Source organism: Aestuariirhabdus haliotis (genome assembly GCF_023509475.1).
GTDB lineage: Bacteria > Pseudomonadota > Gammaproteobacteria > Pseudomonadales > Aestuariirhabdaceae > Aestuariirhabdus > Aestuariirhabdus haliotis.
Genome location: NZ_JAKSDZ010000001.1, coordinates 364,176 through 388,504, shown reverse-complemented (window position 1 = coordinate 388,504; position 24,329 = coordinate 364,176). Strand labels below are relative to the sequence as shown.

The window sequence follows — 24,329 nt, the reverse complement described above, 5'->3', positions numbered from 1 at the left end:
GTTCCTAAGGGTAGCCGATACCCCGTGCACAGAATAGTTATCGGCATTCAGGGCCCGGTCTTGAACGGAGCCTTATTGGCTCAGTAACTGTTTCCAATCGATAGCGGGGTCTCCCACCACATAAAACCAGGGATTTAATAACTCGGATGTGGTGTTGTAACGCAGCGGTTTAAAATCAGCATCCAGCACCTGACCACCCGCGGCTTCAACCACGGCCTGGGCGGCGGCGGTATCCCATTCGCAAGTAGGCGCCAAGCGGGGATAGATATCGGCTTTACCTTCGGCTACCAGGCATAATTTTAATGAGCTACCCATGCTGGTATCGGTCAGCGGCCCCAGAGCCGACAAGCGATCCAGGCAATGTTGGAGTTGCTCCCCGCGGTGTCGACGACTGGCAACGGCGATGATCCCCTGGACGGGCTCAAACGCACGTGATGCCATTTTTACACTGACACCATCACGCTCCACGGTCGCCCCCTGGCCGAGAATGCCGCTGTAACACACCTTCGTCGGAGGCACATAGACGACACCCAGCACTGCTCGCTGGTTTTCGATCAGGGCAATATTGACCGTGAACTCCCCATTACGATTGATAAACTCCTTGGTGCCATCGAGAGGATCCACCAGCCAGTAACGATCCCAGCTCGAACGGGTTTCCCAGGCGATATTGGCATCTTCTTCCGACAGGATCGGGGTACCTGGATACAGCTTCGCCAGCCCCTGGACGATGACGTCATGGGCCGCCAAATCCGCTTGGGTCAGGGGCGAATCATCCTGCTTGGTTTGTACACCCAGATCTTCACGCTGATACACCTTCATGATCTCGGCTCCGGCGCGTATTGCAATGTCCCGCACACCGGGTAATAAATCTGTTAGTTGCATAGTGCAGTTTCCATCGAATAAAAGTTCTGGCGAATAGCAATCCGCCGGTTATTGCCCCAGCAGATCGCGAGCCATAAAGAGCGCCACCATGGCTCGCGCTTCGGTAAAGTCCGGTCGCTGCACCAGTTCGGACAGCTGGTCAAAACGAAAAATGTGCACCCCGAGCATTTCGGGTTCATCGCCTTGCAGGCGCTTTTCATACAGGTCCCGAGCGATGACAACCTGCATACGATGTGTCATGTAGTTAGGCGACAGGGTTAGCTCGGTTAATCGTTCCAGATGGCGGGCCCCATAGCCGGCTTCTTCCATCAGCTCTCGATTGGCACCGTCGAGCAGATCCTCTCCCGGCTCTACCAATCCCTTGGGCAGGCTAAGCTGGTAATCTTCGGTGCCGGCTGCGTACTCCTCGATCATGACGAAGCGCTCATCGTCCAGCAGGGGCACTACCATGACCGCGCTATGCCCCGAATTAAAACCCGCCAGCCTTTCGTATGTTCGCTCCACCCCATTACTGAAGCGAAGGTTCATCTCTTCAATACGAAACAACCGGGTCCTTGCCACTTCCTTTTTGTTCAATACCTTGGGTGTAGACAAGCCCATCTCCTGCGATTGAAATTCCGTTGGCGCTCGAGTATAGACGGTGCTGACACCAAATAGCACCGTCCAGGATTGAAAAGCCCTGATCAGGCCAGACGCTTCGACAGGCAATACACCCCACTCTGCTCAGCTGGCTTTAGTATTAATATGGTCCCGCTTTCGGCCAAGCAACTGAATCAGAGGCGAAGCGCTCATACCATGAAGAATGATACTCAGCAGGACAGTGCAGGTGACGGTCATCGCAATGGGACCACTATTGGGCAAACCACTGCTAACCACGATCACGCCAAACACCACACTGGCTAGACCTCGGGGACCAAACCAGCCGACGAAGAGCTTACTCGATGTATCCATCCCTGTGCCCGCCAGCGATAAAAACACTGGCAGCATGCGAATCAGGGTGAGGCTGAGTATCGAATACAACAGGATCATCCAGCTGAAATTGCCCAGCGCTTTACCAACCACCACAATACCAAACAATACCCAGGTCAGAAGGGCAAGGGTATCTCCTGTGCCTTCTGCCGCTAACAACAGCGTATCCCGATGATCCCGGGTTAATACACCAAACAGCATGCCCCCACAAAACGCCGCAATAAAACCACTGCCACCCAAAGACTGGGCCACAGCAAAGCAGCTCAAAGCCAACGCCACCACCGGAATCTGAATCCAGGTATGGCTGACCCAACCACGTTGCTGCCCAAACAGCAGTAACTTCGCCGTTACAAAAGCGAGCGCCAGACCCACCAAAAGGCCGATGCCGATCTCTTCGACTACCAGATGAATGGCTAGAACCCAGGGCCCCTGATCTCCTGCCTTACCCAGCGCCAAGGCCAGGAAGACAAACAAGATAGGTACGCAGATACCATCGTTGAGCCCGCTTTCCACGTTCAAACCCTGGCGAATATTATCGGGAACCGACTCATTGGTAACGACGGCTTTGCCGAGTGCAGCATCCGTTGGAGCCAACATGGTAGCTAGCAGGGCAAGCGTGAACAGCGATAAGCTATCGACCAGCAAGACACCGGCGACAAAGCCCAGCACAATGGTCAACGGGAGCCCGATCAGCAGTAACCGCATGGGCAAAGACGAGGTCTTTTTCAATACTTTCATATCGGCCCCGGCGGCATCCGTAAAAAGCACCAACGCCAGGGTCAATTCGGCGAGCAAACGCAGCGTTTCACCATCCGACTGCCAGCTAAACACATCCAGACCAAAAGGCCCGATCAGCAAACCAAAGAAGGTAAAAATCATCGGACCACTGATCCAGGTTCGCTCAACCCCTCCAGCGATTGAACTGTAGAGCAGGACAAACCCCGCCAATAACGCCAATTTTTCATACATACTGGATTTCCCTCTTATGCTTATCGATCTGCGCTTTATTATGGCTGAACTTTTATGGTTAAACTTTTTCAAGCTACACTTTTTATAGCTTCAGGCTGCAGGCTGCAGGCGGGCGACACTTGTCTGATCAACCCGGGAAATACACGATCTTTTCTCTTTTACAGCTTCAACAATAGGCATCCCTGACTCGCGTAGTATACTGCACGGTCAGAGCTTAAAAGAACAAGACGCCATGATTGACTGGAATACCATCGATACCGTCCTGCTCGATATGGACGGCACTCTGCTGGATCTGCATTTTGACAACCGGTTTTGGTTGGAACATGTGCCCAGCCACTACGCTCGCCAATATCAGCTACCCATCGAAAAAGCCAAGGAGGAACTCTATCGACGCTTCGAGGATCGCATGGGGCAGCTGGAATGGTATTGCCTGGACTATTGGCAACAGGAACTGAAGCTGGATATGTTGACCATGAAACGCGAGCTCGCTCACCTGATCAGTTTGCGCCCGGGGGCTGAAGATTTTCTGGCTGCCCTGCATCGCTCCAGCAAGCGCGTGGTCATGATCACCAACGCTCACCAGCAAAGCCTGTCGTTAAAATTGGAAAAAGCGTCCCTGGCTCAGTATTTCGACCATATGATCAGCTCTCATCAATACGGCTTTGCCAAGGAACATCCGGAATTCTGGCTGGCATTAAAAGCCGATATAGGTCTGGATCCGGCGCGTGCCCTGTTTATCGATGACAGCTTGCCCGTGCTGCGCAGCGGCAAACGCTGGGGCATTGCCGAACTGATCGCGATCAGTCATCCGGATAGCCAGGGAGGACCCAAGGACACCGAGGAATTCGCCTCCGTCAACGACTTCACCGAACTCTTACCCATCGAGTAACCCCTGATTATGCCGCAAGATACCGACAGCAAAGCTCGACTCGACAAATGGTTATGGGCCGCCCGTTTTTTCAAGACCCGAGCTCTGGCCAAACAGGCCATCGAAGGGGGCAAGGTGCATTACAACGGAACCCGAACCAAACCCAGCAAAGAACCCAAAGTGGGAGATCAACTGCAGATTCGCCACGGCTGGGATGATCGCGAGGTCGAAATAATAAGTATTTCTCAACAAAGACGGGGAGCCCCCGAAGCCCAGTTGCTGTACCGGGAAAGTGAAGGGAGTATTCAAAAACGCGAAGAGGCCGCCGCGCAGCGCAAAGCCCTCAAAGGTAACTCACCCGCTACCGCAGGCCGGCCGACCAAGAAACAGCGCCGGGATATCAAGCACTTCCACCAACAAGAACAGTAACAAGTCTCTGAACATTCAAAGACGCCCCGCCAAGAAGCCTGGCATTATGCGTCACTGCGCTCTGGCGTGAGTAGTTTGTAGAGCACCGGAACCACATAAATGGTCAGCATGGTGGAGGAGATCAGGCCACCGATGATAGTCCATCCCAGAGGCGCCCACAGCGTACTGGATGACAGGGTCAGCGGTAATAGCCCTCCCACCGTCGTCAGGGTGGTTAACAAAATAGGGATCAAACGGGTTTTACCCGACTCCAGCGCTGCCTCATGTACCGAATAACCACGGCCCAACAACTGGTTAGCATAGTCGACCAGAATAATTGAGTTGTTAACCACGATTCCCACCAATGAGCTGAAACCGATAAAAGCCATAAAAGAGAAAGTATTTCCGGTTATCAGCAGGAAAAAAATAACACCGATAATGGCAAACGGAATGGCCGCAAACACGATCAAGGGTTGCAAGAAGGAACGGAACTGCAATACCAGAACCGCAAAGATTCCCAACAGGGCGATAAGCAAGGCCTTGGTAATACCGGCAAAAGACTCCTCCCGCTGCTGTTCCTCACCACCAATCCGATAGCCATACCCCGCTGGCCACTCCAGGGCATCGAGACGCCGGGCTATATTCTCGGTCACGGCCGCCACCTGATAACCCCGCGCCACATCGGCGGACACTAGCGTTGTTCGCTCCAGGTTTAAATGCCGAAAGCTGGTTTGGCCGGGAACCGGCATCATATTGGCCACATGACGCAATGGCACAGTTGCGCCTCCAACACCGGTCACAGTCACTCGATCAAAATCATCAAGTGAGGGTTTATCACTATCAATTAACTTAACGATAATATCGTACTCGTCTCCCAGGTCATCGCGCATGTTTCCCACGGTACTGCCCACCAGCGAAGTCCGAACCGTACGGTCGATGGTAACCAACGGAATGCCCAGTAGCCCGGCTTTATCCTTATTAATGGAAACCTGCAGATCAGTTTTGTAATTACCTGTTGGATTATCAATATTGACCGTGCCAGGTTCGGCAACCACTGCGGCTTCCACTTTGGAACTTAACGCTTTCAGGGTTTCAATATTGTCTCCAACTATCCAGATCGCTACCGCGGCATCAAGAGGAGGCCCCTGCATAAACTCTTTAATTTCAAATTCTACCCCAGGAACCTCTCTAAACTCGTCGCGCAGTTGTTCTACCACGGCCGCAACATTGGATTGCTCATGTTGATGAAACTGCACAAACAGCTGGGCGTAGTTGGGCGTTTCCCGCTTCGGCCTCAGATTGTAATAAACCCGCGGATTTCCACGTCCTATATTGGTTGTGACACTGCTGACCTCCGGTAAACTGGCCAATCGCTGTTCGGCCAGCAATGCGAAGTCTCTGGTGTGGTCATAACTGGTGCCATCGGGAGGGCGAACATCCACCATAAATTGCGGCTTTTCCGCTTTCGGAAAAAGGCTCACACCTACGGCTTCAAAAAACGTCAGGCTGAAGGCAAAGATAGCCAGTGCTATTGCCAGCAGTATAAAAGGGAAGCCTAAGGACAATCGCAGTAAAGGCTCATAAATATAGCGAGCGTTTACCGCCAGTAATTTTGGAATGGGATTCAGGTTAAAGCCGCCCTTTGCAGGCGGGCGCAAAAACCGGCTCGATAACAATGGCGTAAAGGTCAGGGCAACCAGCAGGGAGGCGGTAAGGGTCAACACCACCGCGACCGGCAACGAACGGATAAACTGCCCGGTTGGCCCTTCCAGCATCAGCATGGGTACAAAGGCCAGCAGCGTCGTTGCCGTACCACTGGCAACCGCCCACCCCATCTGACTGGTGCCATTAATAGCCGCTTGTAAGGGTTTTTGCCCTTCGCGCAGTAATCGGCCAATATTCTCTGTAATCACAATGGCGTTATCGACCAGCAGGCCCAGGGCGATAACCAATCCGGCGATCGTCATCTGTTGCAAGCCAAAATCCGCCACATCAATCCAGCCGATGGCAATCATCATCGAAATCGGGATCGCCAGCACGACAATCAGGCTTTGCTTAAAGCTGAGCACCAGCAATACCACCAACCCAACCAGCCCCAAGCCCTGAAGCAGGTTACCGGTTAACACGCCGACCATTTTCTGTACGCTATCGGTCTGGTCGAAGACTACCTCGGCGGTCACTCCCGGTGGTAATTCCTGTTCGAAGGTTGCCAGCGTTTTGCGTAACCCCTCGACCACATTAAAAATATTGGTGCCATCGCGCTGCGCCACCGAAACCAACACTGCGCGCTTGCCATCTACCCGGGCTTCATAGGTAGGATCAGCGTCAGCAAACTCGACCTCGGCAATGTCACCAACAAAAACAATATGATCACCAATCGCTTTTACGGTGGTGCTGCGAATGTCCTCGACGCTTTTGTAATCGCCGCTGGTACGCACCGTAAAGCGACGCTTGCCGGCATCTACATGTCCACCGGGAACATTTACAGCCGCAGCTTGCACCGCATCCAGCAGGTCATCCAGCGAAATCCCCAGATGCCCCATTTTTTGCAGGTCAGCCCGTATCTGCACCTGCTGATCCGGAATCGCCCAGACATCCGCTTGCTTTACTCCGGGGCTGGCTTCAAGACGAGTTTCCAGCCGTTCGGCCATACGCTTCAGATCCCGGTATGGCACCTCCTCTGACAGCAAGGCTGCCATCATGATATTGACATCCGATGGAGAGATACGCAGTGCTTCCAGACGCAACAGATCTTCGGGTAATTGATCCCGCACCTGCGCCATTGCCTGAACAACATCGTCGTAATAGTCTTCGGGATCTTCGAGGTCATGGAACTCAATATGAGTAACACTCAGGCCATCCTCGATCAGGGTTTTGATCTCCTTGACATCATCGAGGGCATTGAGGGTTTCCTCAATCGGGTCCACCACCAGCTTTTCCATATCCTGCGGGGTCGTTCCCGGGTAGGCCGCGATCACATCCGCCATCGCCAACGTCACCTGGGGATCCTCGGATCTAGGCATAGTCAAAAGCGACACCACACCGAGCACGACACCGAGAAGCACCACGACCAGGGTAAATTGATAATTACTGACTGCCAGCTGGGGCAACTTCATGCAAAGCTCCCCCGTTTATTGCGCCGTTTTCACACGCAGTCCATCTTTCATATAGGGCGCCCCTTCGGTTACCACGCGCTCAACACCTTCCAGTCCAGCCCGCACCGCCAACTCATCGTCCACCAGAGCAACAATGTCGACGGTACGGCCGCTGACTTTATTGGTCTTGCGATCGTGGGCGAACACCAGTCCGAGATGACCATTGGCGGCCACCAACGCCTCGATAGGGATAAAGGAGTATTTCGGCGTGCTGCTGGGCAGAATATCCACCCGCACGACAAAGCCGGACCGCAGCTCCCGGTCATCCGTCGGCAAACTGATCTCCACTTCGAAGGTTCCTGTGGCGGCATCGGCAGCGGCCGCGATACGACTCACCCGCCCGACGAGCAGCTCATCGGGGTAGGGATCCATACGCAATTCTGCCCGGTCACCCAGCTGCACCCGGACGATATCCCGATCGGCCAAACCCACTTTCACAATCCAGCCCTGTTGCTCTCCCGCCACGACAAAAACTGGCGTGCCGGAATTGACCAACTCGTTGACTTCGATTTCGCGTTGCAGAACACGCCCGGAGAAGGGTGCCTTGATCACCGACAGGCGACGATTAAAGCGGGTAATACTGAGTGTGGACTGGGCGACATCGAAAGCATTTTGAGCATTTTCCAGCTGCTGCAGAGGAATAACATTTTTCTTGTACAGGCCTTTCAGCCGTTTCAGGTCACGAGTCGCCTGATCAACATTCGAGGCCGCCGATGACAACTGGGCGTCAAGTTCGGCCAAATCCAGCGCGGCCAGCATCTGACCCTCTTCGATGCGGTCACCGACATCCACTGCCACCTCGGTCACCAAACCACTGGTCTTGAATGCAAGCCGGGTTTCCGTGTGATAGGCGAGTCGACCACTGGTTCGAATAGGAATACTGCGCTGTTCGCGCACAACCGGTGCCGATTCGATAGTGATGGTTTTTACCGCCTCGCTGGGCTGGGCGGATACTGTGGCAGCACCAGAGAGCATTATTACCACCACCCACCCCCTCAGGTTCAAAGGAAGTGTCGAGGTCCATCGTGTTATTCGCTGCCTGCTCAGTCTATGCATCCTGCTCACAAGGGTTCCTGGCCCGTCCGGCTCCTGTGGTTCAAGCGTCCCCTGACCTTCAGGGGTGAAGGCATAACATGTCGCGATGCGATCAAGCATTGCAAAACGCTATACTGCTCCCATATAGAGGAGCTTGGAATCCTCAACAGTATAGGTAATACATGAGCAATCACGATCTTAGCCAGCGATTTATCTTCGACGACACCGACATCCGCGGCGAACTGGTGCGTCTGGACGATAGCTACCGCTCGGCGCTGGCCGCCCATGATTACCCTCCGGCTATTCATCAGTTGCTCGGAGAACTCAGCGCTTGCGCGGTTCTCCTCAGCGCCACGCTTAAGTTCAAGGGTACCCTCAGCTTGCAGGCGCGCAGCAACGGCCCCCTGACCCTGCTGATGGTCGAAATCAACCATAAGCGCCAATTCCGTGCTCTGGCCCGCTTTGATGATGACAAGGTAGCGCAGCAGCAAAGCCTGCACGAGCTGATGCCCGATGGGCAGTTAGTCATCACCATCGACCCGGAACAGGGCAAGCGTTACCAGGGGATTGTTCCCTTTGACGGACAAACCCTGGAAGCCTGTTTTGCCCATTACTTCGCCCAGTCCGAGCAACTGCCCACGCGATTGTGGTTGCAGGCCGACACCAATACCGCCTTCGGTTTGCTGTTGCAGGCCCTGCCCGGTGACCAGGCCAAAAATGACGAGCAGGCCAGCGAAGACTGGAATCGCATGGTGCAACTGGCCGACACGTTGTCCCGCGATGAGATGCTGGAGCTGCCGGTCGATGAGCTACTGCACCGTCTCTACCACGAAGAAACCTTGCGACTGTTCGACCCTCTGGCAGTCCAGTTCCATTGCAACTGCTCTTTTGAACGCACCGGACGCGCCCTTTATGGCCTGGGTAAAACCGAGGTGGAGAAGCTCTTGACCGAGCAGCCGGTGATCGAGATCGACTGCCAGTTCTGTAGCGCACAGTACCACTTCAGTAAAACCCAGGTGAAAGAACTCTTTGATTCCCCGCCTGACGGCCAACTGCACTAACCGTTAAACCCGCACCTGGAGCACTCAAGCCAGTTAAACCGGGGCCTGCAGCACCACAAGCGGCTATCGCAAAAGCCGCTTCGCACTGATTCACTTTTTTTGGCATAATTGCCTGCCCTAAAATTTAGGTCCGGTCAGCCCAAGCCTCCCGAGAGAGGCGGCAACGACCCAAATCCTGCAGAGACATCGGCTCAGACCGACGAGGAATACGTAACATGACACAGGGCATTGGTGGCAACACCACGCATACTAATTTGACGGCCGCCCAGCTGGTAGAGCTGGCACTTGCACGGGGTGAAGGCAAGCTGGCCGCCAACGGATCATTGGTGGTAGAGACCGGTATCCGCACCGGCCGGTCTCCCAAAGACCGCTTCATCGTTGACGAGCCGAGCACCAGCGACCAGATTCACTGGGGACCGATCAACCGTCCTTTCGACGCCGCCAAGTTCGACGCCCTGTGGGACCGCGTAGAAAGCTTCCTCGCCGAACGCGAGTCCTTCGTGCAGGAGTTGCACGTTGGCTCCGACCCCACTCATTACCTGCCGGTCAAGATGACCACAGCGACCGCCTGGCAAAACCTGTTTGGCCGTAACCTGTTTGTCCGCCCTGAAAGCTTTAACCCCGCCAACAAAGAGGGCTGGGAAATTCTTAACGTGGCCGATTTCGTCTGTGACCCCGAGCGCGATGGCACCAACAGCGACGGCACCGTGATTATCAACTTCGCCGCCCGCAAAGTCTTGCTGGCAGGCATGCGTTACGCCGGCGAAATGAAAAAAGCGATGTTCTCGGTGCAGAACTTCCTGCTGCCGGCCAAAGATGTACTGCCGATGCACTGCTCCGCCAACGTCGGTGAAGACGGCGAAACCTGCCTGTTCTTCGGTCTGTCCGGCACTGGCAAGACCACCCTGTCGGCCGATGAAAGTCGCTTCCTGATCGGTGATGACGAGCACGGCTGGGGCAAGGGCACCGTTTTCAATATCGAAGGCGGTTGCTACGCCAAGTGCATCGACCTGAGCCAGAAGAACGAGCCCGTGATCTGGAACGCGATCCGTTTCGGCGCCATCGTCGAAAACGTGATGATCGACCCGAACAGCCGCGAGCCCGATTATAAAGACGTTTCCCTGACCGAAAACAGCCGCTGCGCCTACCCGCTGGAGCACGTCGAAAAGCGTGTTATCGAGAACCGCGCCGGTGAGCCGAAAGCCATTGTCTTCCTGACCTGCGATATGACCGGCGTGTTGCCTCCGGTTTCTATTCTGTCCAAAGAGGCTGCGGCCTATCACTTCCTGAGTGGTTACACCGCCCTGGTCGGCTCGACCGAGATGGGCGCTGGCCCAGGCCTTAAATCGACTTTCTCAACCTGCTTTGGCGCGCCCTTTTTTCCACGTCCTGCAGGCGTCTACGCCGAGCTGCTGATGAAGCGCGTGGTTGAATTCAGCAGCCAGGTATACCTGGTTAACACCGGCTGGACCGGCGGTGCCTACGGTAAGGGTGGCGAGCGTTTCAGCATCCCAACCACTCGCGCCGTGATTGCGGCCATCCAGAGCGGCGCCCTGGTCGACGCCGAAACCGAAACCTTGCCAATCTTCAACCTGCAGATTCCCAAGCAGGTTGAAGGCGTCGATAGCCAGCTGCTGAATCCAAGCAAAACCTGGTCTGATCCGTCCGCCTATGAAGCGGCTGCGACCGATCTGGCCACGCAGTTTGTCGATAACTTTACCAAGTTTGAGGTCTCCGAGGAGATCGTCAACGCCGGTCCGCAACTCTAAAACGGCGGCCGTGAAGGGAAGGGGGCTTCGGCCCCCTTTTTTGATTGTTTACCCATTATTTTCAGGATAACCCCAGCCTCCTATGCAAAGTATCCACCAGCGCATCGCCGAAGAACTTTCCATTCGCCCACAACAGGTCAACGCGGCGGTCCAACTGCTCGATGAAGGCGCCACCGTGCCCTTTATCGCCCGTTATCGTAAGGAGGTCACCGGCGAACTGGACGACAGCCAACTGCGTACCCTGGAAGATCGCCTGCGCTACCTGCGTGAACTGGAAGAGCGCCGAGCGGCTATTCTCAAGAGCATCGGTGAACAGGAAAAGCTGAGCCCGCAACTGGAAGCCGAGATCAACGCGGCGGATACCAAGAATCGTCTGGAAGATCTCTATCTGCCCTATAAGCCCAAGCGCCGCACCAAGGCGCAGATTGCCCGTGAAGCTGGGCTGGAGCCCCTGGCCGATGCCTTGATGGCCGATCCCAGCCTCGATCCGGAAAGCACCGCCAGCGACTATCTCAATACCGAGGCTAAAATCGACGACAGCAAAGCCGCTCTCGATGGTGCCAAACAGATTCTTATGGAGCGCTTTTCGGAAGACGCCGAATTGCTGGGCAAACTCCGCCAGTTCCTCAAGCAGGAAGCCACCGTCAGTGCCCGCTTGGTACCCGGCAAGGAAACCGAAGGCGCCAAGTTCCAGGACTACTTCGAACACGATGAGTTCCTCAAGGGCATTCCCTCGCACCGTGCACTGGCCATCTTTCGCGGCCGCAACGAAGGCATCCTCAGCGTTGACCTGACCATGGGCACCGAAGGGGATCGCAACGCAAGCCACCCTTGCGAACAGATGGTGGCCGAGCATTGGCAGATTGACGATCAGGGCCGCGCCGCCGATCGCTGGCTGCGGGAAGTGGTACGCTGGACCTGGCGAGTGAAACTCCTGACGCATCTGGAAACAGACCTGCTAGGAGAAGTGCGTGACGCCGCCGAAGAGGAAGCGATCAAGGTCTTTGCCAGCAACCTTAAAGACCTGCTGCTCGCCGCACCGGCTGGACAACGGGCCACCATCGGTCTCGACCCGGGTCTGCGTACCGGAGTCAAAGTCGCCGTGGTGGATGCTACCGGCAAGGTGCTGGACCACGGAGCCATCTTCCCCACACCACCGCAGAAGCGCATCGCCGAAGCCGAGGCCGTTTTGGTCGCCATGTGCAAAAAGTACGACGTAGCCCTGATTGCGATTGGCAACGGCACCGCCAGCCGTGAGACCGACAAGTTCGTCGGCGATATGCTTAAGTCCCATCCCGAGCTGAACGTACAGAAAGTGATGGTCAACGAAGCTGGCGCCTCCATTTATTCCGCGTCGGAATTTGCCGCACGGGAGTTCCCCGATCTCGATGTCACCATTCGCGGCGCAATCTCGATCGCCCGCCGCCTGCAGGACCCACTGGCAGAACTGGTGAAACTCGATCCCAAATCGATCGGCGTGGGGCAATACCAGCACGACGTGTCCCAGAGCCAGCTGGCCCGTTCCCTCGATGCCGTGGTGGAAGACTGCGTAAACGCCGTCGGCGTGGAAGTAAACACCGCCTCAGCGCCCTTGCTGGCAAGAGTATCGGGACTGAACCAGACCCTGGCCAACAACATTGTCGATTTCCGCGACCAGAATGGTCCTTTCAAGAGCCGTGCCGCCTTGAAAGAGGTTTCTCGCTTTGGTGCCAAGACCTTCGAGCAAGCCGCAGGCTTCCTGCGTATCGCCAATGGTGACAACCCCCTCGATACATCCGCAGTGCACCCGGAAACCTACCCATTGGTGGAAACCATCGCCAAACAACACAGCCGTGAAGTACGCGGCCTGATTGGCGACAGCACCTTCCTGCGCGGCCTGAAAGCCCAGGCATTTGTCGACGATCGCTTTGGCTTGCCCACCGTCACCGATATTATTCAGGAACTGGATAAGCCGGGACGCGATCCTCGCCCCGAGTTCAAGACCGCCCAGTTCCAGGACGGGGTCGAGAAAATCTCGGACCTGCGCGAGGCCATGGTGCTGGAAGGTACCGTGACCAACGTCACCAACTTCGGTGCCTTTGTCGATATCGGCGTTCATCAGGACGGTCTGGTACACATCTCCGCCCTGTCTCACCAGTTTGTCAAAGACCCCCGTGAAGTGGTCAAGGCGGGGGATATCGTCAAGGTCAAGGTGATGGAAGTGGACGTACCGCGCAAGCGCATCGGCCTGTCCATGCGACTCGACGACGAAGCCGGTGCACGCAGCGAGCACAAATCGAGTGGCGATCGCCCTCGGGGTAACCAGCAACGCCCATCGCGTCAAAGTCATTCATCGAAGCCCGCCGCCGGTGACAAGGGCACTTTCGCCCAGCTGTTCGCGAACGCCAAACCGTTGAAAAAGCGTTAAAGGGGGCTGTGCACTGATGCGTCCTGATCGTATGATGGGCGCATCAACCAACAGGAGTGGTTCGAGTGAGCGCAAAAATGCGACAGCAACTGGAGAGCGGCAAGATCGCCGGTAGCCCTTACAGTCAGCATCTGGGCATTCGCTATTGCAGTGTCGGCGAGGGTACCGCTCACCTGCAATTGAGCACTGCCGACCATACCCGCAATTTTAATGGCGTCACCCATGGCGGAGCCTTGTTCTCCCTGGCAGATGCCGCCATGGGGGTTGCCCTGTTTTCCCAGACGCCGGAAGGACTGTCCACCGCCACTCTGGAAAGCAAGATCAACTTCACCCGCCCACTCCACGAGGGTACGGTGGATTGCTTCAGTGAAGTGTTGCACCTGGGTTCGCGCACGGCGGTGCTCGAGGCGCGACTTGAACAAGAGGGTTTGCTGATCGCCAAAGCCAGCGCGACCTTTGCCCTGATCACGCCAAAAGACCTGCGGCCTGCCGACAAGACATAGCCCAGTACTCATTCGCTCCCCTACTATCCAGACCAGCCACGAGGATTATTCCCTTGCCCCAGCTATCGCAGCAGATTTTGCAGCTCTTCAGCCAACCGGCTGCCCGCGAGCAACTTACGCACATTCTTCATGGCATCGAAAAAGAGAGCCTGCGGACAACCCCCAACGCGAATCTGGCACAGACACCGCATCCCATCGAGCTGGGCGCCACCCTGACCCACCCCAGTATCACCACCGACTACTCCGAAGCCCTGCTGGAATTTATTACGCCGGTTTACGAACAGGTCGAAGATGCCCTGGAGCATTTACGCCAACTGCATTGCTACACCTACAAGCATATGGGGAACGAGATGCTATGGGTGAACAGCATGCCCTGCATTCTCGAAGGCGATGCCATGATTCCGGTTGCCCAATACGGTGATTCCAATGTCGGCACCATGAAATCGGTCTATCGGGAGGGTTTGGCCAGTCGCTACAACAAGGCCATGCAGACCATTGCCGGCATTCATTACAACTTTTCGCTGCCCGAAGGGTTCTGGCAACTCCTGCAACAGGAACGCGGCGATCAGGGGTCTCTGCAGGCGTTTCAATCCCGAGGCTACTTCCGTCTGATCCGAAATTTTCGGCGTTACAGCTGGCTGCTGGTCTACCTGTTTGGTGCTTCTCCGGCGCTGAGCAAAAGCTTTCTGGAAGGTCGTCCACACGATCTCGAACAACTCGATGGCGACACCCTTTATTTACCCTGGGCGACCTCTTTGCGCATGAGTGATCTGGGTTATCAGAGCGATGCCCAGGCCAGCCTGAACATCTGCTTCAATGGCCTCGACACTTACTTGCAAACCTTGCGTCAGGCCATCAGCACCCCCTATGAACCCTATCAACAGATTGGCGTACGCGACGACGAGGGGAACTACTTGCAGCTCAACACCAATTTGCTGCAAATTGAAAATGAGTACTACAGCAATATTCGACCCAAGCGCGTCACCCAATCTGGCGAGAAACCCATTTGTGCCCTGGCCGCTCGCGGTGTGGAATATATCGAAGTACGTTGTCTGGACCTGGACCCGTTCGAGCCTTTGGGAATCAGCGCCGAGCAGTCCCATTTCCTCGACAGCTTCCTGCTTTTCTGTGCCCTCGCCGATAGCCCTCATATTGATGAGGAGGAGTGCCTCGAACTGGATCGAAACTACAATCGGGTGGTTAATGAAGGACGACGTCCGGGACTTGAACTGCAGCGTCAAGGCGAGTCGATAGCTCTAAGCGACTGGGCAAATCGTCTGATGACTCAGATAGGAGGAGCAGCCAAACTGCTTGACACCGCCAACGATACCCAACGCTACAGCAACAGCCTGCCGGCGCAAAACGCCAAAATTGCAGACCCATCCCTGACCCCGTCTGCAAAGGTTTTGGATGCGTTGAAAAACAATCAACAGAGTTTTATCGACTTCGGTACCCAAATCGCCCAAAAGCACCACAGCAGCTTCAGTGCTTGTAAACTCTGTGAAACCAAGGCCAATGAGTTGAAACAGCTAGCCAGGCAATCTCTGGAGGAAAAAGCGCAAATAGAACAGGCTGATAGTGTCGATTTCGAAACCTACCTCGAGCAGTACTTTGCCCAAACCTGATCCTTATACTCCATGAACTATCTGGCGCACCTGGCTCTGGCAGGGAGCCGCCAGCAACACCGTATTGGCGGTTTTCTGGGGGACTTTGTTAAAGGGCCTTTGCAAGGGCGCTTCGCCCCCGACATAGAGGTGGGCATTCGACAACACCGTGCGATCGATGCCCACACCGACCGCGACCCCGCCATCACCCATTGCCGCTTAATGTTGGGAACACAGCACCGGCGTTACAGCGGCATTGCCATCGATATCCTGTTTGATCATTTTCTGGCACGCCATTGGTGTCGGTTTTATCAGCAGGCGTTCGATCACTTTTGCGAGGCTTGCTACCAGGACTTGCAGACCCATCAACATCTGATGCCGGCCAACGCCCAGCAGTTTGTCGAGCGCATGCAACAACACCGAATTTTGCACAGTTATTATCATCGGAAAACCGTTAGCCTTGCCATAGAGCGCACGGCCCAGCGCCTTCGTCATGGTGCGCCGCTACTGAACACCATCCCTGCACTCGAAAACGCTTACCCAGAACTCGAACAAGCCTTTATTGCGCTGTATCCCGAATTACAGATCAGGGCCAGCAATCTGCTCAACCTCAGCCCCTGAGCCATTAACGCTGTAAGACAAAGCTGGTGAATAACAGGTCATCCACCAGGGGCTTGCCGGTCTCTTCGGTCAGTGTCTGCTGTAACATCTGCAGGGCGGTCTTACGCAAGGCTTCACGGCCTTCGGCCCCCTCTACATCGGTGTAGGCTTGCGAACTGAACAGCAACACCAGGCTGTCCCGGATCAATGGCATATGGTGCTCAATCTTCTTTACTGTTTCATCACCACGAACGCGAAGGGAAGCGTCGGCTTTAAGGTAGGACCGGGTTCCAAGGCTAACGACAAACGAGGGTTTGAGGCTTATATACTGCGACGCCACCTTCTTCGTCTCATCCCCTTCCTCTTCTGCCCAGGATGGCAAGGTCATCAACAACGGCATCAGTAGCAGCAGGGTACGGAAAAGATATCGCATCAGAAGCTCCGGCTTGGCAACGGTAAAAACCTGGTGGGCAGGTTATCAATTCCATTATTCTATACGCTAAGACCCTTTGAATAATACCTATATAGCCTTTAGTATGGTCCGATTAGGATTCATATTCATTTCAATTAATTGCCAGGGTCGGCCCGCACCAGGAGTTAATCCCATATGAGCATCCCTCGTTCCCGCATCTTGTTTTTGCTGGCAATGCTTGGTTGCGTGGGCCTCATAGGATCGGCGCTGGTCATGGAACATATGATGGGGCTGGAGCCCTGCCCGCTGTGCATTATGCAGCGCATCGTAGTGATTGCCCTGGGCGTCCTCTTCCTCGTCGCCGCGCTCCATAACCCTGGCGGCACCGGTTACCGACGCTATGCCTTTATTGGCTTGCTGACGGCCGGGTCGGGTGTGGCGTTATCGCTGAGACAACTCTGGCTACAGAGCCTGCCCCCGGAAGAGGTTCCGGCCTGTGCTCCGCCGCTGGATTATATGCTGGAAAGCTTTCCTCTGACCGAAGTGCTGGAGTTTATGCTCAGCGGCACCGGAGACTGCGCCGAGGTTCAGTGGGTTTTTCTGGGCCTTAGTATCCCTGCCTGGACGCTGATCTGTTTCAGCCTGTTTACTCTCTTCTCCCTGTACGAGTTATTCCGCGCTCGTCAGCGGGAACGTCTCTTTTCCTGATCTCCAGCTGATTGCACCAAGTCAAGTCCCTGGGTCAAACCATTAGACGTTTTAGCACTTGCCCCCCTCTGTCTGCTCGCATACTCTAAGAGTTCGTCGGGGCACAACCTCCGCCGTTTTATCTCATAGAATCCAAGGGAAAAAACCATGCTGGAACGTTGCAAATCAGCTAAAGAACGCTGGGGCGGTGTCTCCGAAATTATCGACCGTTGGCTCAATGAACGACAGCAACTGATTGTCCTCTATTGCGACATCAATGGCCTGAACGGCTTTCGCGAAGGTGATACAACCCCGACCCCTGTTCGCATCCAACGCTTTTGCCAGATACTTCTCGACTACACATCGGCCGGGCATTTTGAAGTCTATGAGCAGTTAGCCGCCGAGGCCAGAGAGTTTAACGACGACGCTGGTATTCGCCTGCTGGAACGCATCTATCCTCGCATCGAGCAGATTACCCAGCTGTGTGTGACGTTTAACGATCGATACGAATCGGCAGAACATTGCGAAAAGCAGGCGTCCGAACTGGCCGAGGAACTGTCCCAAATTGGAGAAGTCCTGGAAGAACGCTTTGGTCTGGAAGATCAACTCATCGAATCGTTGCACGATGCTCATCGCGAGCTGGTTGCTTCCTAGTCGATTCCTCTCCGGATTTGTCGCTCGCCGAGGCGGGCGACACCATCAACCACAGGGATTGTTGATGCCCGCCAACTCGCTCCAGACACTACGTACCCCTCTCAATGCCAAACATCTTCTGATTGTCAGCGCGCTCAGCCTTGCGGGTTGCGGCTTCACATCAGAGGAACACAATCAGGAAGTGGCGGTACAGGGGCTATACAGCGCTGCGCTGTCCGCCCAGGGCGAACAGGCCCTGATTGGTAGTGTCCTGCACGGCGGCAGCCTGTGGAATCTGAATCAGGGCGAACGCCTCTACAACTGGAATCATAAGGCCGGAGAGGCCAGCGAAATTGTTGCCAGCGACATCGCCAAAGACGGCACCGTTGCCGCCACTGCGGACGGGCAGCAGACCATCGTTCTGTGGTCCATCGAGGCCGGCGAATCCCTGGGGTTCTGGCGTGCCCCCGGCGAGATCCGTGATCTGGCGCTGACCGAACGAGGCCAGCTGGCCCTGCTCGGCCTGCGAGATAATCGCGTGGTGTTATTCAACATTCGCGAGGGCGGTATCCTGACCACCTTGCTGCACAAGGATATCGTCAATAGCGTCGATATCACCCCGGACGGCAATCTGGCCATCAGTGGTTCCGATGACTACAGCGCCAAACTCTGGGATACCAACACCGGTCGTTTGCTTCAGGATTGGGATCTGGGAAACAAGCTGGTCACCGTGGCCCTATCGCCCAACGGTCGCTACGCCCTGACGGCGGCCCAAAGCGGCCGAGCCGTCATCTGGGATATCAACACCGGAGACCCGGTCCACGAACTCAACCAGTACTATGACCTGATGAGCCGCGGCAGCACCTATACCAGCGCTCGCTTTAGCGATCAGGATGACCAGCTACTGCTTGGCACTGCCAGTGGCGAAGTGTTTCTGTTTGATATCCCCAGCGGCAATATCAGCCACCGCTGGCAACTGTCCAAACGTGGCTGGTGGCAACCCACCGGGGTATCGGTCATGGCGCTGGCCAGGGATTCCGCTAGCAATAAGGTTAGAGCACTGGGTTCAAACGGCCTCAGTTATCAGCTGGGACTCTAGGTAAGCCGCTTCTTTCTATCGTCACTGTCGCCTGGGGTTTTACCTCGACACGGCACTTGAGTCCCGGCATAAAAAAAGAGGCTCTAAAGCCTCTTTTTTAGTGGTCACACGACCGAGTGATTATTCAAAGTCAACCAACTCGACTTTGAAAACCAGCACTTCGTTAGGACCAATTTTGCCAGGAATGCCCCCTGGACCGTAAGCCAACTGGGACGGAATATAGACTTCCCAGGTCGATCCCTTAGGCATCAATTGCAGAGCTTCGGTCCAACCTGGTATCACCTGATTAACACCAAACTGTGTGGTTTCACCACGCTCGTAGGAACTATCGAACACCGTGCCATCGAGCAGTCGACCTTCATAATGAACGGTGACCTGACTGCCGGCCTCAGGCATAGCACCTTCACCTTTGGTCATAACCTTATACTGCAGGCCAGATTCGGTAGTCGTGATACCGTCTTTTTTGCCGTTTTCAGCCAGGAACTCATTGCCCGCGTCCAGATTCTTTTGAGCCATCTCTTGCTGCAATTGCTGTGCACGTTCCTGAGCCTGTTGCTGAGCTTGCTGGATCGCTGCAATCATCTGCTCGCGGGTCAGCGCCATATCGCCCCCGGCCATAGCGTCTTTGATGCCCTGAGATAAGGCTTCAACATCGAGGCTGTCGAAGTCAGCGGTCAAACGCTCACCCATTACAGCGCCCAGGCTGTAACTAAGCTTCTGTTCATCAGTGGAAAGTTCAGCGGCCATCGCCAGACCGGAAACACCGGAGGTTAACGCAATAGCTGCAACAAGGCTTCTGAGTTTCATGAAGAAATATCCATTAGTTATTAGAGGTAGGGTACTCTTAAAAGAGGCAAGCATGATTGACTAAATACATAGTGAACGCAAATCTTTGTCTCTAAAATGGCGCGTTGGTTCCCCTCTACCCAGTTTCATCAGAATGACCCATACTAGTAGGTAGGGGCGCACGCATATTCCCAACGGATCTGGACTATCAATGCAAAGCTACAAGAATCAATCTCCGCTGAGAATACTCATAGCCAATGCCAAGGGTGGCAGCGGTAAAACCACCATTGCCACCAATCTGGCCGCTTACTTTGCCAGCCAGGGAGAATCGGTTGTACTTTACGATCAGGATCCTCAGGGTTCCAGCCAACTCTGGCTAAAACAACGCTCCGATACCTTACCCGCTATTCGAGGCATCGATGCTTGCCGCCCCCACAGCGTCAACCAGACACGCAGCTGGCAGCTCAGGCTTCCTGACGAATGCCATAAGGTCGTCATCGATTCACCGGCCGCCATTAAAGAAGCGGACCTTCGCCCCCTGATTCGCCAGGCCGACTTGATTCTGGTACCCGTACTCCCCTCTTCCATCGATATTCGAGCCGCCGCCTCATTTATTAAAACATTAATGTTAACTCCGGAGCATTTACAGCGACCCGGACGCATTTGTGTGGTGGCCAATCGGGTTCGGCACAACACGATCAGCCAGGAAAAATTAAAGGCCTTCCTGAACTGCCTGTCGATTCCCTATTTGACCACCTTACGTGACACGCAAAACTACGTCGCCGCTTCCGAAAACGGTGAAGGTGTGCATGAATTACGCGGGCGAAAAATTCAACGCGACTGTGAAAACTGGCAACCGTTAATCGCCTGGATTGAGCAACTCGCCCATTCCCGACAACAAGCGGGCTAGGTTCAGTTTTTAAAAACCCTAATTGCTGCCTTTCAGAACAACATTTACATCATGGCCCAGACTGGATATTGCCGATCCAAAACGTATAATGCGCAGGTCAGATTTCAACCGTTCCAGGAGCAGTAATGGCCGTTCGCAAAACTACCCGAGCTAAAACCAAAGTCAGCACAAAAACCAAAGCCGTCAAAAAAGCAGTTTCCCCCAAAGCTGTCGATCCGATTGCCAACCTGCAAAAACAGATCGACAAGTTGAATCTGCAACTCGACAAGGCCCGGGCTAAAAAACTCAGCGACGCTGAAAAAGACCTGGCTAAAACCAACGTTGCTCGGGATCGCCTGAAGCAAAAACTGGTTAAGAGCCAAGAAAAACAAAAGCAGGTTGCCGCCAAGAATCGCACCAAAAAAACCGCCGCCACGGTTAAACAACTGGCCAATGCCAAACAAGCAACCGAACAGCTACGTGCGGAATTAGTGACGGCTGCCGAATTGCTTGTCGAAGCCAAAAACAACCTGGCTGCAGCAAAAACCGAGCAAGCCTATTTCACTGCACAAAAAGCCGCTGCGGAGAAGTTCGAAAAGTCTTTCGCCAAGCAGAAGGCCGACGAGCAAAAAGCACTAGAGAAAAAAGCCAAGGCAAAAGCCAAGGCGGAAGCGGCTCGTAAACGCGAGCAGGCCAAGAAAAAACGGGAAGCCGAAAAGGCTCGCAAGCAAGCTGAACGGGAAGCAAAAGCTGCCGCGAAACAGGCCAAGCAAGCCGCCAGCAAAAAGAAGGCAACAAAGCCTGTGACAGTATCGCCGGCACCTGCAGCGGTTTCCTCTGAAAAGCCAGCGGAAGCCGATGTCGCAGTCGAAAGCCGACAGGTATTTGACCCCAAGACCGACGCCTGAGTTATCCGGAGTCATAACAAAAAGGGGCGATAGCCCCTTTTTTATTGATGCCTTATTTCGCCAGAGAGCGCATATCATGATTCGATTGCAAAATGCAGAACTGCTTCGGGGTGGTAAACCCTTGCTGGAGGAAGCATCGCTCACCATCCACCACGGTCAACACGTTGGTCTGGTTGGCGCCAATGGCTGCGGCAAGTCTTCATTGTTTGCGTTATTGCAAGGTGAGCTGCACCTCGACAGCGGTGACTTGTCCGTGCCGTCTCCGGACGATATCGCTCATATGGCACAGGAGATCGTTGCTCTGGAGAGAAGTGCCATCGATTATGTCATTGATGGAGATAAACCACTCAGGGCGATCGAACAACAACTGGCGGAAGCAGAACAACAACATCGGGATGATCGTATTGCCCCGCTGCACGAACAACTGTCTGCTATCGATGGCTACAACGCAAAAACCCGCGCTAGCAAGCTACTCAGCGGACTCGGTTTCACCAACGACGATCTGGCACGCAATGTACGGGAATTTTCCGGGGGCTGGCGGATGCGCCTGAACCTGGCGCGTACCCTGATGTGTCGTTCACAGTTACTGTTGCTCGATGAACCAACCAACCACCTCGATCTCGATGCTATCTTGTGGCTCGAGCAATGGCTCAAACAATACCCCGGCACCTTGCTGGTGATTTCTCACGACCGGGATTTTCTCGATGCCGTAACCGACCAGATCGCTCATATCGAACGCCAGCGGATTAATTTTTACCGTGGCAACTACAGTGCGTTTGAGAAACTGCGAGCGGAACAGTTGTCTCAACAGCAAGCCAGCTTCGAGAAACAGCAACAGCAACGTGCCCATATAGAAAGTTATATTCGTCGCTTCCGCGCCAAGGCAACCAAAGCCCGGCAGGCTCAGAGCCGGATCAAAGCCCTGGCCCGAATGGAGGAGATTGCGCCAGCTCATGTTGACTCACCCTTCAGTTTTATCTTCCCTCCAGCCGATAAAATCTCTTCCACGTTAATCACCCTGGATCGGGCTGCATTGGGTTATGGCGATGGAGCCATTGTGAAAAATGTAAACCTGAGCATTCATCCCGGCAGTGCCATTGGCTTGCTGGGCCCCAACGGCGCAGGAAAATCGACCCTGATCAAATCGCTGGCGGGACAGCTAGCCGTTATGGCAGGCGAGCGCAGTTGCGGTGAACATCTGCGTATCGGTTACTTTGCCCAACACCAGATTGATAGCCTCGATGATAATGCCAGCCCATTGCTCCATCTGCAGCGTATATCTCCCGACGCCCGCGAGCAGCAATTACGAGATTTTCTGGGCGGGTTTAACTTTCGCGGAGATCAGGCCAGCGATGTTATTCGCCACTTTTCGGGCGGAGAAAAAGCCCGTCTGGCATTGGCCATTATTGCCTGGCAAAAACCCAATCTGTTGCTGCTCGATGAGCCCACCAACCACCTCGATCTGGAAATGCGACACGCTCTCACACTGGCCTTACAGGAACATCAGGGGGCTATGGTGCTAGTTTCCCACGACCGTCATCTGATCCGTAACACTACGGATGAACTCTGGCTGGTCAGCGATGGTTGCGCCCAGCCCTACGACGAAGACCTGGACCAGTATTCGGATTGGCTGGCACGCCAACGTCGCCTTGAGGATAAAGCTGAGGCCACCGCAGATAGCACAAACGCAGCGCCTGTCGACCGGAAAGAGTTGAAACGCCGCCAGGCCGAACAGCGAAAGCTATTGAGCCCTTTGCGCAATCAATTACAAAAGCTGGAGAAGCAGCTCGACAGCCTGCATCAACAAAGCGAACAAATCGAGCAGCAACTTTCCGATAGCACTTTATACGAAGAAGGGCAGCGGGAAAATCTCAAGGAAACCCTGGCCCTGCAAGCCAGCAATCGCGAACAATGCGAACGCTGTGAAGAACAATGGATGGAATTGCAGGAGCAGATAGAAACCCTGCAAGCGGGTTTTGCTAGCGAATAGCGGCCAGCAACTGCTCGGTAATGCATTGATAGCTTTCCGGCTCAGGCTGTCGGGCACTCATTACCCGCATACCCCAGATACCGGTCAGCAGGAAGGCCGCGCGTTGCGCCGCACTGCGGCCGGAAGCCAATTGCCCGGTATCGATGGCACGCTGCACTTGTTGACGTAACAACACTTCCACACGGTCCAGATACACTCGAATCTGCTGGTGCACCTTAGGGTCAGCGGAAGCAAACTCGAGCAAACTATTGACCAGCAGGCAGCCCCGTCCTTCCCGATCATTACTGCAATCCTGGCCCATATGCCCTAAAAACGACTCGATACCACTGAGCGCATCAGAGGCCTGGGTAAAACGCTCTTCGATACGAGTAAGGCTTTGCCCTGCATAGCGTTCCAGGGTCAGGAGAAACAGGTTTTGCTTGTTGGTGAAAGCCGCGTAAAGGCTGCCGGGCTTGAGCTGAGTCGCTTCCACAAGATCAGAAATGGAAGTGGCTTCGTAGCCACTTTGCCAGAAACAGGCCATTGCCTTATCCAGTACCTGATCACGGTCGAACTCTATTGGACGGGCCATTTTCCGCTCACCTCACTCATCAAATAAGAACCCAAGTGTATACCAGAGTATTTGAGTATTCGATCAATAATGGTTAGAGTATGATTGAACGATCACTCAAAAACAATTATTTCCCCTTTACTCT

General features: G+C 54.7%; 22 protein-coding genes. 14 read left to right on the top strand and 8 right to left on the bottom strand.

Annotated elements, in window-relative coordinates; translation table 11 throughout:
* Window positions 1–72: 72 nt before the first annotated feature.
* The 3 genes from cysQ to MIB40_RS01885 form a co-directional block, all read right to left on the bottom strand.
* Window positions 73–882 carry a 3'(2'),5'-bisphosphate nucleotidase CysQ gene (gene cysQ / locus MIB40_RS01895; protein ID WP_249690118.1) on the bottom strand — a complete coding sequence of 270 codons (810 nt, stop codon included), beginning with the start codon at window positions 880–882 and terminating at the stop codon, window positions 73–75.
* Window positions 883–930: 48 nt separating this feature from the next.
* Window positions 931–1,482, bottom strand: coding sequence for an ADP compounds hydrolase NudE (gene nudE / locus MIB40_RS01890; RefSeq protein ID WP_249690196.1), 552 nt, complete (start codon window positions 1,480–1,482; stop codon window positions 931–933).
* A 123-nt stretch (window positions 1,483–1,605) separates the two neighbouring features.
* On the bottom strand, window positions 1,606–2,820 hold the full coding sequence (locus MIB40_RS01885) for a cation:proton antiporter (RefSeq protein WP_249690116.1): 1,215 nt from the start codon (window positions 2,818–2,820) through the stop codon (window positions 1,606–1,608).
* A gap of 232 nt (window positions 2,821–3,052) precedes the next feature.
* Between MIB40_RS01885 and yrfG the strand changes: the two genes are divergently transcribed.
* A complete protein-coding gene (gene yrfG / locus MIB40_RS01880) occupies window positions 3,053–3,709 on the top strand; it encodes a GMP/IMP nucleotidase (RefSeq protein ID WP_249690114.1) in 657 nt (218 codons plus the stop codon).
* 9 nt (window positions 3,710–3,718) lie between these two features.
* Window positions 3,719–4,117 (top strand): RNA-binding S4 domain-containing protein, encoded by a 399-nt coding sequence (locus MIB40_RS01875; RefSeq protein WP_249690112.1) that lies wholly within the window; start codon window positions 3,719–3,721, stop codon window positions 4,115–4,117.
* 44 nt (window positions 4,118–4,161) lie between these two features.
* On the opposite strand, the gene MIB40_RS01870 is transcribed toward MIB40_RS01875, so the two are convergent.
* Together MIB40_RS01870 and MIB40_RS01865 are read right to left on the bottom strand one after the other, a co-directional pair.
* The gene (locus MIB40_RS01870) at window positions 4,162–7,212 is read right to left on the bottom strand and encodes an efflux RND transporter permease subunit (protein WP_249690110.1); all 3,051 of its coding nucleotides are present in this window, start codon (window positions 7,210–7,212) and stop codon (window positions 4,162–4,164) included.
* A gap of 15 nt (window positions 7,213–7,227) precedes the next feature.
* Window positions 7,228–8,226 carry an efflux RND transporter periplasmic adaptor subunit gene (locus MIB40_RS01865; RefSeq protein ID WP_249690194.1) on the bottom strand — a complete coding sequence of 333 codons (999 nt, stop codon included), beginning with the start codon at window positions 8,224–8,226 and terminating at the stop codon, window positions 7,228–7,230.
* 242 nt (window positions 8,227–8,468) lie between these two features.
* On the opposite strand from MIB40_RS01865, the gene hslO reads away from it, so the two are divergent.
* The 6 genes from hslO (at window position 8,469) to MIB40_RS01835 (ending at window position 16,251) form a co-directional block, all read left to right on the top strand.
* Complete coding sequence (gene hslO / locus MIB40_RS01860) at window positions 8,469–9,347, top strand: Hsp33 family molecular chaperone HslO (protein ID WP_249690108.1); 879 nt, start codon at window positions 8,469–8,471, stop codon at window positions 9,345–9,347.
* Between the two features lie 215 nt (window positions 9,348–9,562).
* Window positions 9,563–11,116 (top strand): phosphoenolpyruvate carboxykinase, encoded by a 1,554-nt coding sequence (locus MIB40_RS01855; protein ID WP_249690107.1) that lies wholly within the window; start codon window positions 9,563–9,565, stop codon window positions 11,114–11,116.
* Between the two features lie 82 nt (window positions 11,117–11,198).
* Window positions 11,199–13,523: a Tex family protein gene (locus MIB40_RS01850; RefSeq protein WP_249690105.1), complete on the top strand. Its 2,325-nt coding sequence runs from the start codon at window positions 11,199–11,201 to the stop codon at window positions 13,521–13,523.
* Window positions 13,524–13,588: 65 nt separating this feature from the next.
* Entirely contained in the window at window positions 13,589–14,026 is a 438-nt protein-coding gene (locus MIB40_RS01845; RefSeq protein ID WP_249690103.1) for a PaaI family thioesterase, read from the top strand.
* Between the two features lie 53 nt (window positions 14,027–14,079).
* Window positions 14,080–15,651, top strand: a complete 1,572-nt coding sequence (gene gshA / locus MIB40_RS01840; RefSeq protein WP_249690101.1) for a glutamate--cysteine ligase — start codon at window positions 14,080–14,082, stop codon at window positions 15,649–15,651.
* Between the two features lie 12 nt (window positions 15,652–15,663).
* Window positions 15,664–16,251, top strand: coding sequence for an acyl carrier protein phosphodiesterase (locus MIB40_RS01835; protein ID WP_249690099.1), 588 nt, complete (start codon window positions 15,664–15,666; stop codon window positions 16,249–16,251).
* A 4-nt stretch (window positions 16,252–16,255) separates the two neighbouring features.
* Here MIB40_RS01835 and MIB40_RS01830 read toward each other — a convergent pair whose 3' ends face one another.
* Window positions 16,256–16,663, bottom strand: a complete 408-nt coding sequence (locus MIB40_RS01830) for a flagellar basal body-associated FliL family protein (RefSeq protein WP_249690097.1) — start codon at window positions 16,661–16,663, stop codon at window positions 16,256–16,258.
* A 174-nt stretch (window positions 16,664–16,837) separates the two neighbouring features.
* Here MIB40_RS01830 and MIB40_RS01825 point away from each other — a divergent pair, with 174 nt between their 5' ends.
* The 3 genes from MIB40_RS01825 to MIB40_RS01815 all read left to right on the top strand — a co-directional run bounded on the left by MIB40_RS01825 (window position 16,838) and on the right by MIB40_RS01815 (window position 19,061).
* Window positions 16,838–17,350, top strand: a complete 513-nt coding sequence (locus MIB40_RS01825) for a disulfide bond formation protein B (protein ID WP_249690095.1) — start codon at window positions 16,838–16,840, stop codon at window positions 17,348–17,350.
* A 147-nt stretch (window positions 17,351–17,497) separates the two neighbouring features.
* Complete coding sequence (gene rsd / locus MIB40_RS01820; RefSeq protein ID WP_249690093.1) at window positions 17,498–17,983, top strand: sigma D regulator; 486 nt, start codon at window positions 17,498–17,500, stop codon at window positions 17,981–17,983.
* A 64-nt stretch (window positions 17,984–18,047) separates the two neighbouring features.
* Window positions 18,048–19,061, top strand: coding sequence for a WD40 repeat domain-containing protein (locus tag MIB40_RS01815; RefSeq protein ID WP_249690091.1), 1,014 nt, complete (start codon window positions 18,048–18,050; stop codon window positions 19,059–19,061).
* Between the two features lie 120 nt (window positions 19,062–19,181).
* On the opposite strand, the gene MIB40_RS01810 is transcribed toward MIB40_RS01815, so the two are convergent.
* Window positions 19,182–19,868: an FKBP-type peptidyl-prolyl cis-trans isomerase gene (locus MIB40_RS01810; protein ID WP_249690089.1), complete on the bottom strand. Its 687-nt coding sequence runs from the start codon at window positions 19,866–19,868 to the stop codon at window positions 19,182–19,184.
* A 190-nt stretch (window positions 19,869–20,058) separates the two neighbouring features.
* Between MIB40_RS01810 and MIB40_RS01805 the strand changes: the two genes are divergently transcribed.
* The 3 genes from MIB40_RS01805 to MIB40_RS01795 all read left to right on the top strand — a co-directional run bounded on the left by MIB40_RS01805 (window position 20,059) and on the right by MIB40_RS01795 (window position 23,634).
* Window positions 20,059–20,757 carry a nucleotide-binding protein gene (locus MIB40_RS01805; protein WP_249690088.1) on the top strand — a complete coding sequence of 233 codons (699 nt, stop codon included), beginning with the start codon at window positions 20,059–20,061 and terminating at the stop codon, window positions 20,755–20,757.
* Between the two features lie 125 nt (window positions 20,758–20,882).
* A complete protein-coding gene (locus MIB40_RS01800; protein WP_249690086.1) occupies window positions 20,883–21,644 on the top strand; it encodes a hypothetical protein in 762 nt (253 codons plus the stop codon).
* A gap of 76 nt (window positions 21,645–21,720) precedes the next feature.
* Window positions 21,721–23,634 carry an ATP-binding cassette domain-containing protein gene (locus MIB40_RS01795; protein WP_249690084.1) on the top strand — a complete coding sequence of 638 codons (1,914 nt, stop codon included), beginning with the start codon at window positions 21,721–21,723 and terminating at the stop codon, window positions 23,632–23,634.
* On the opposite strand, the gene MIB40_RS01790 is transcribed toward MIB40_RS01795, so the two are convergent.
* Entirely contained in the window at window positions 23,624–24,205 is a 582-nt protein-coding gene (locus tag MIB40_RS01790; RefSeq protein WP_249690082.1) for a TetR/AcrR family transcriptional regulator, read from the bottom strand. The two genes, MIB40_RS01795 and MIB40_RS01790, sit on opposite strands and share 11 nt — an antisense overlap.
* Window positions 24,206–24,329: the final 124 nt, after the last annotated feature.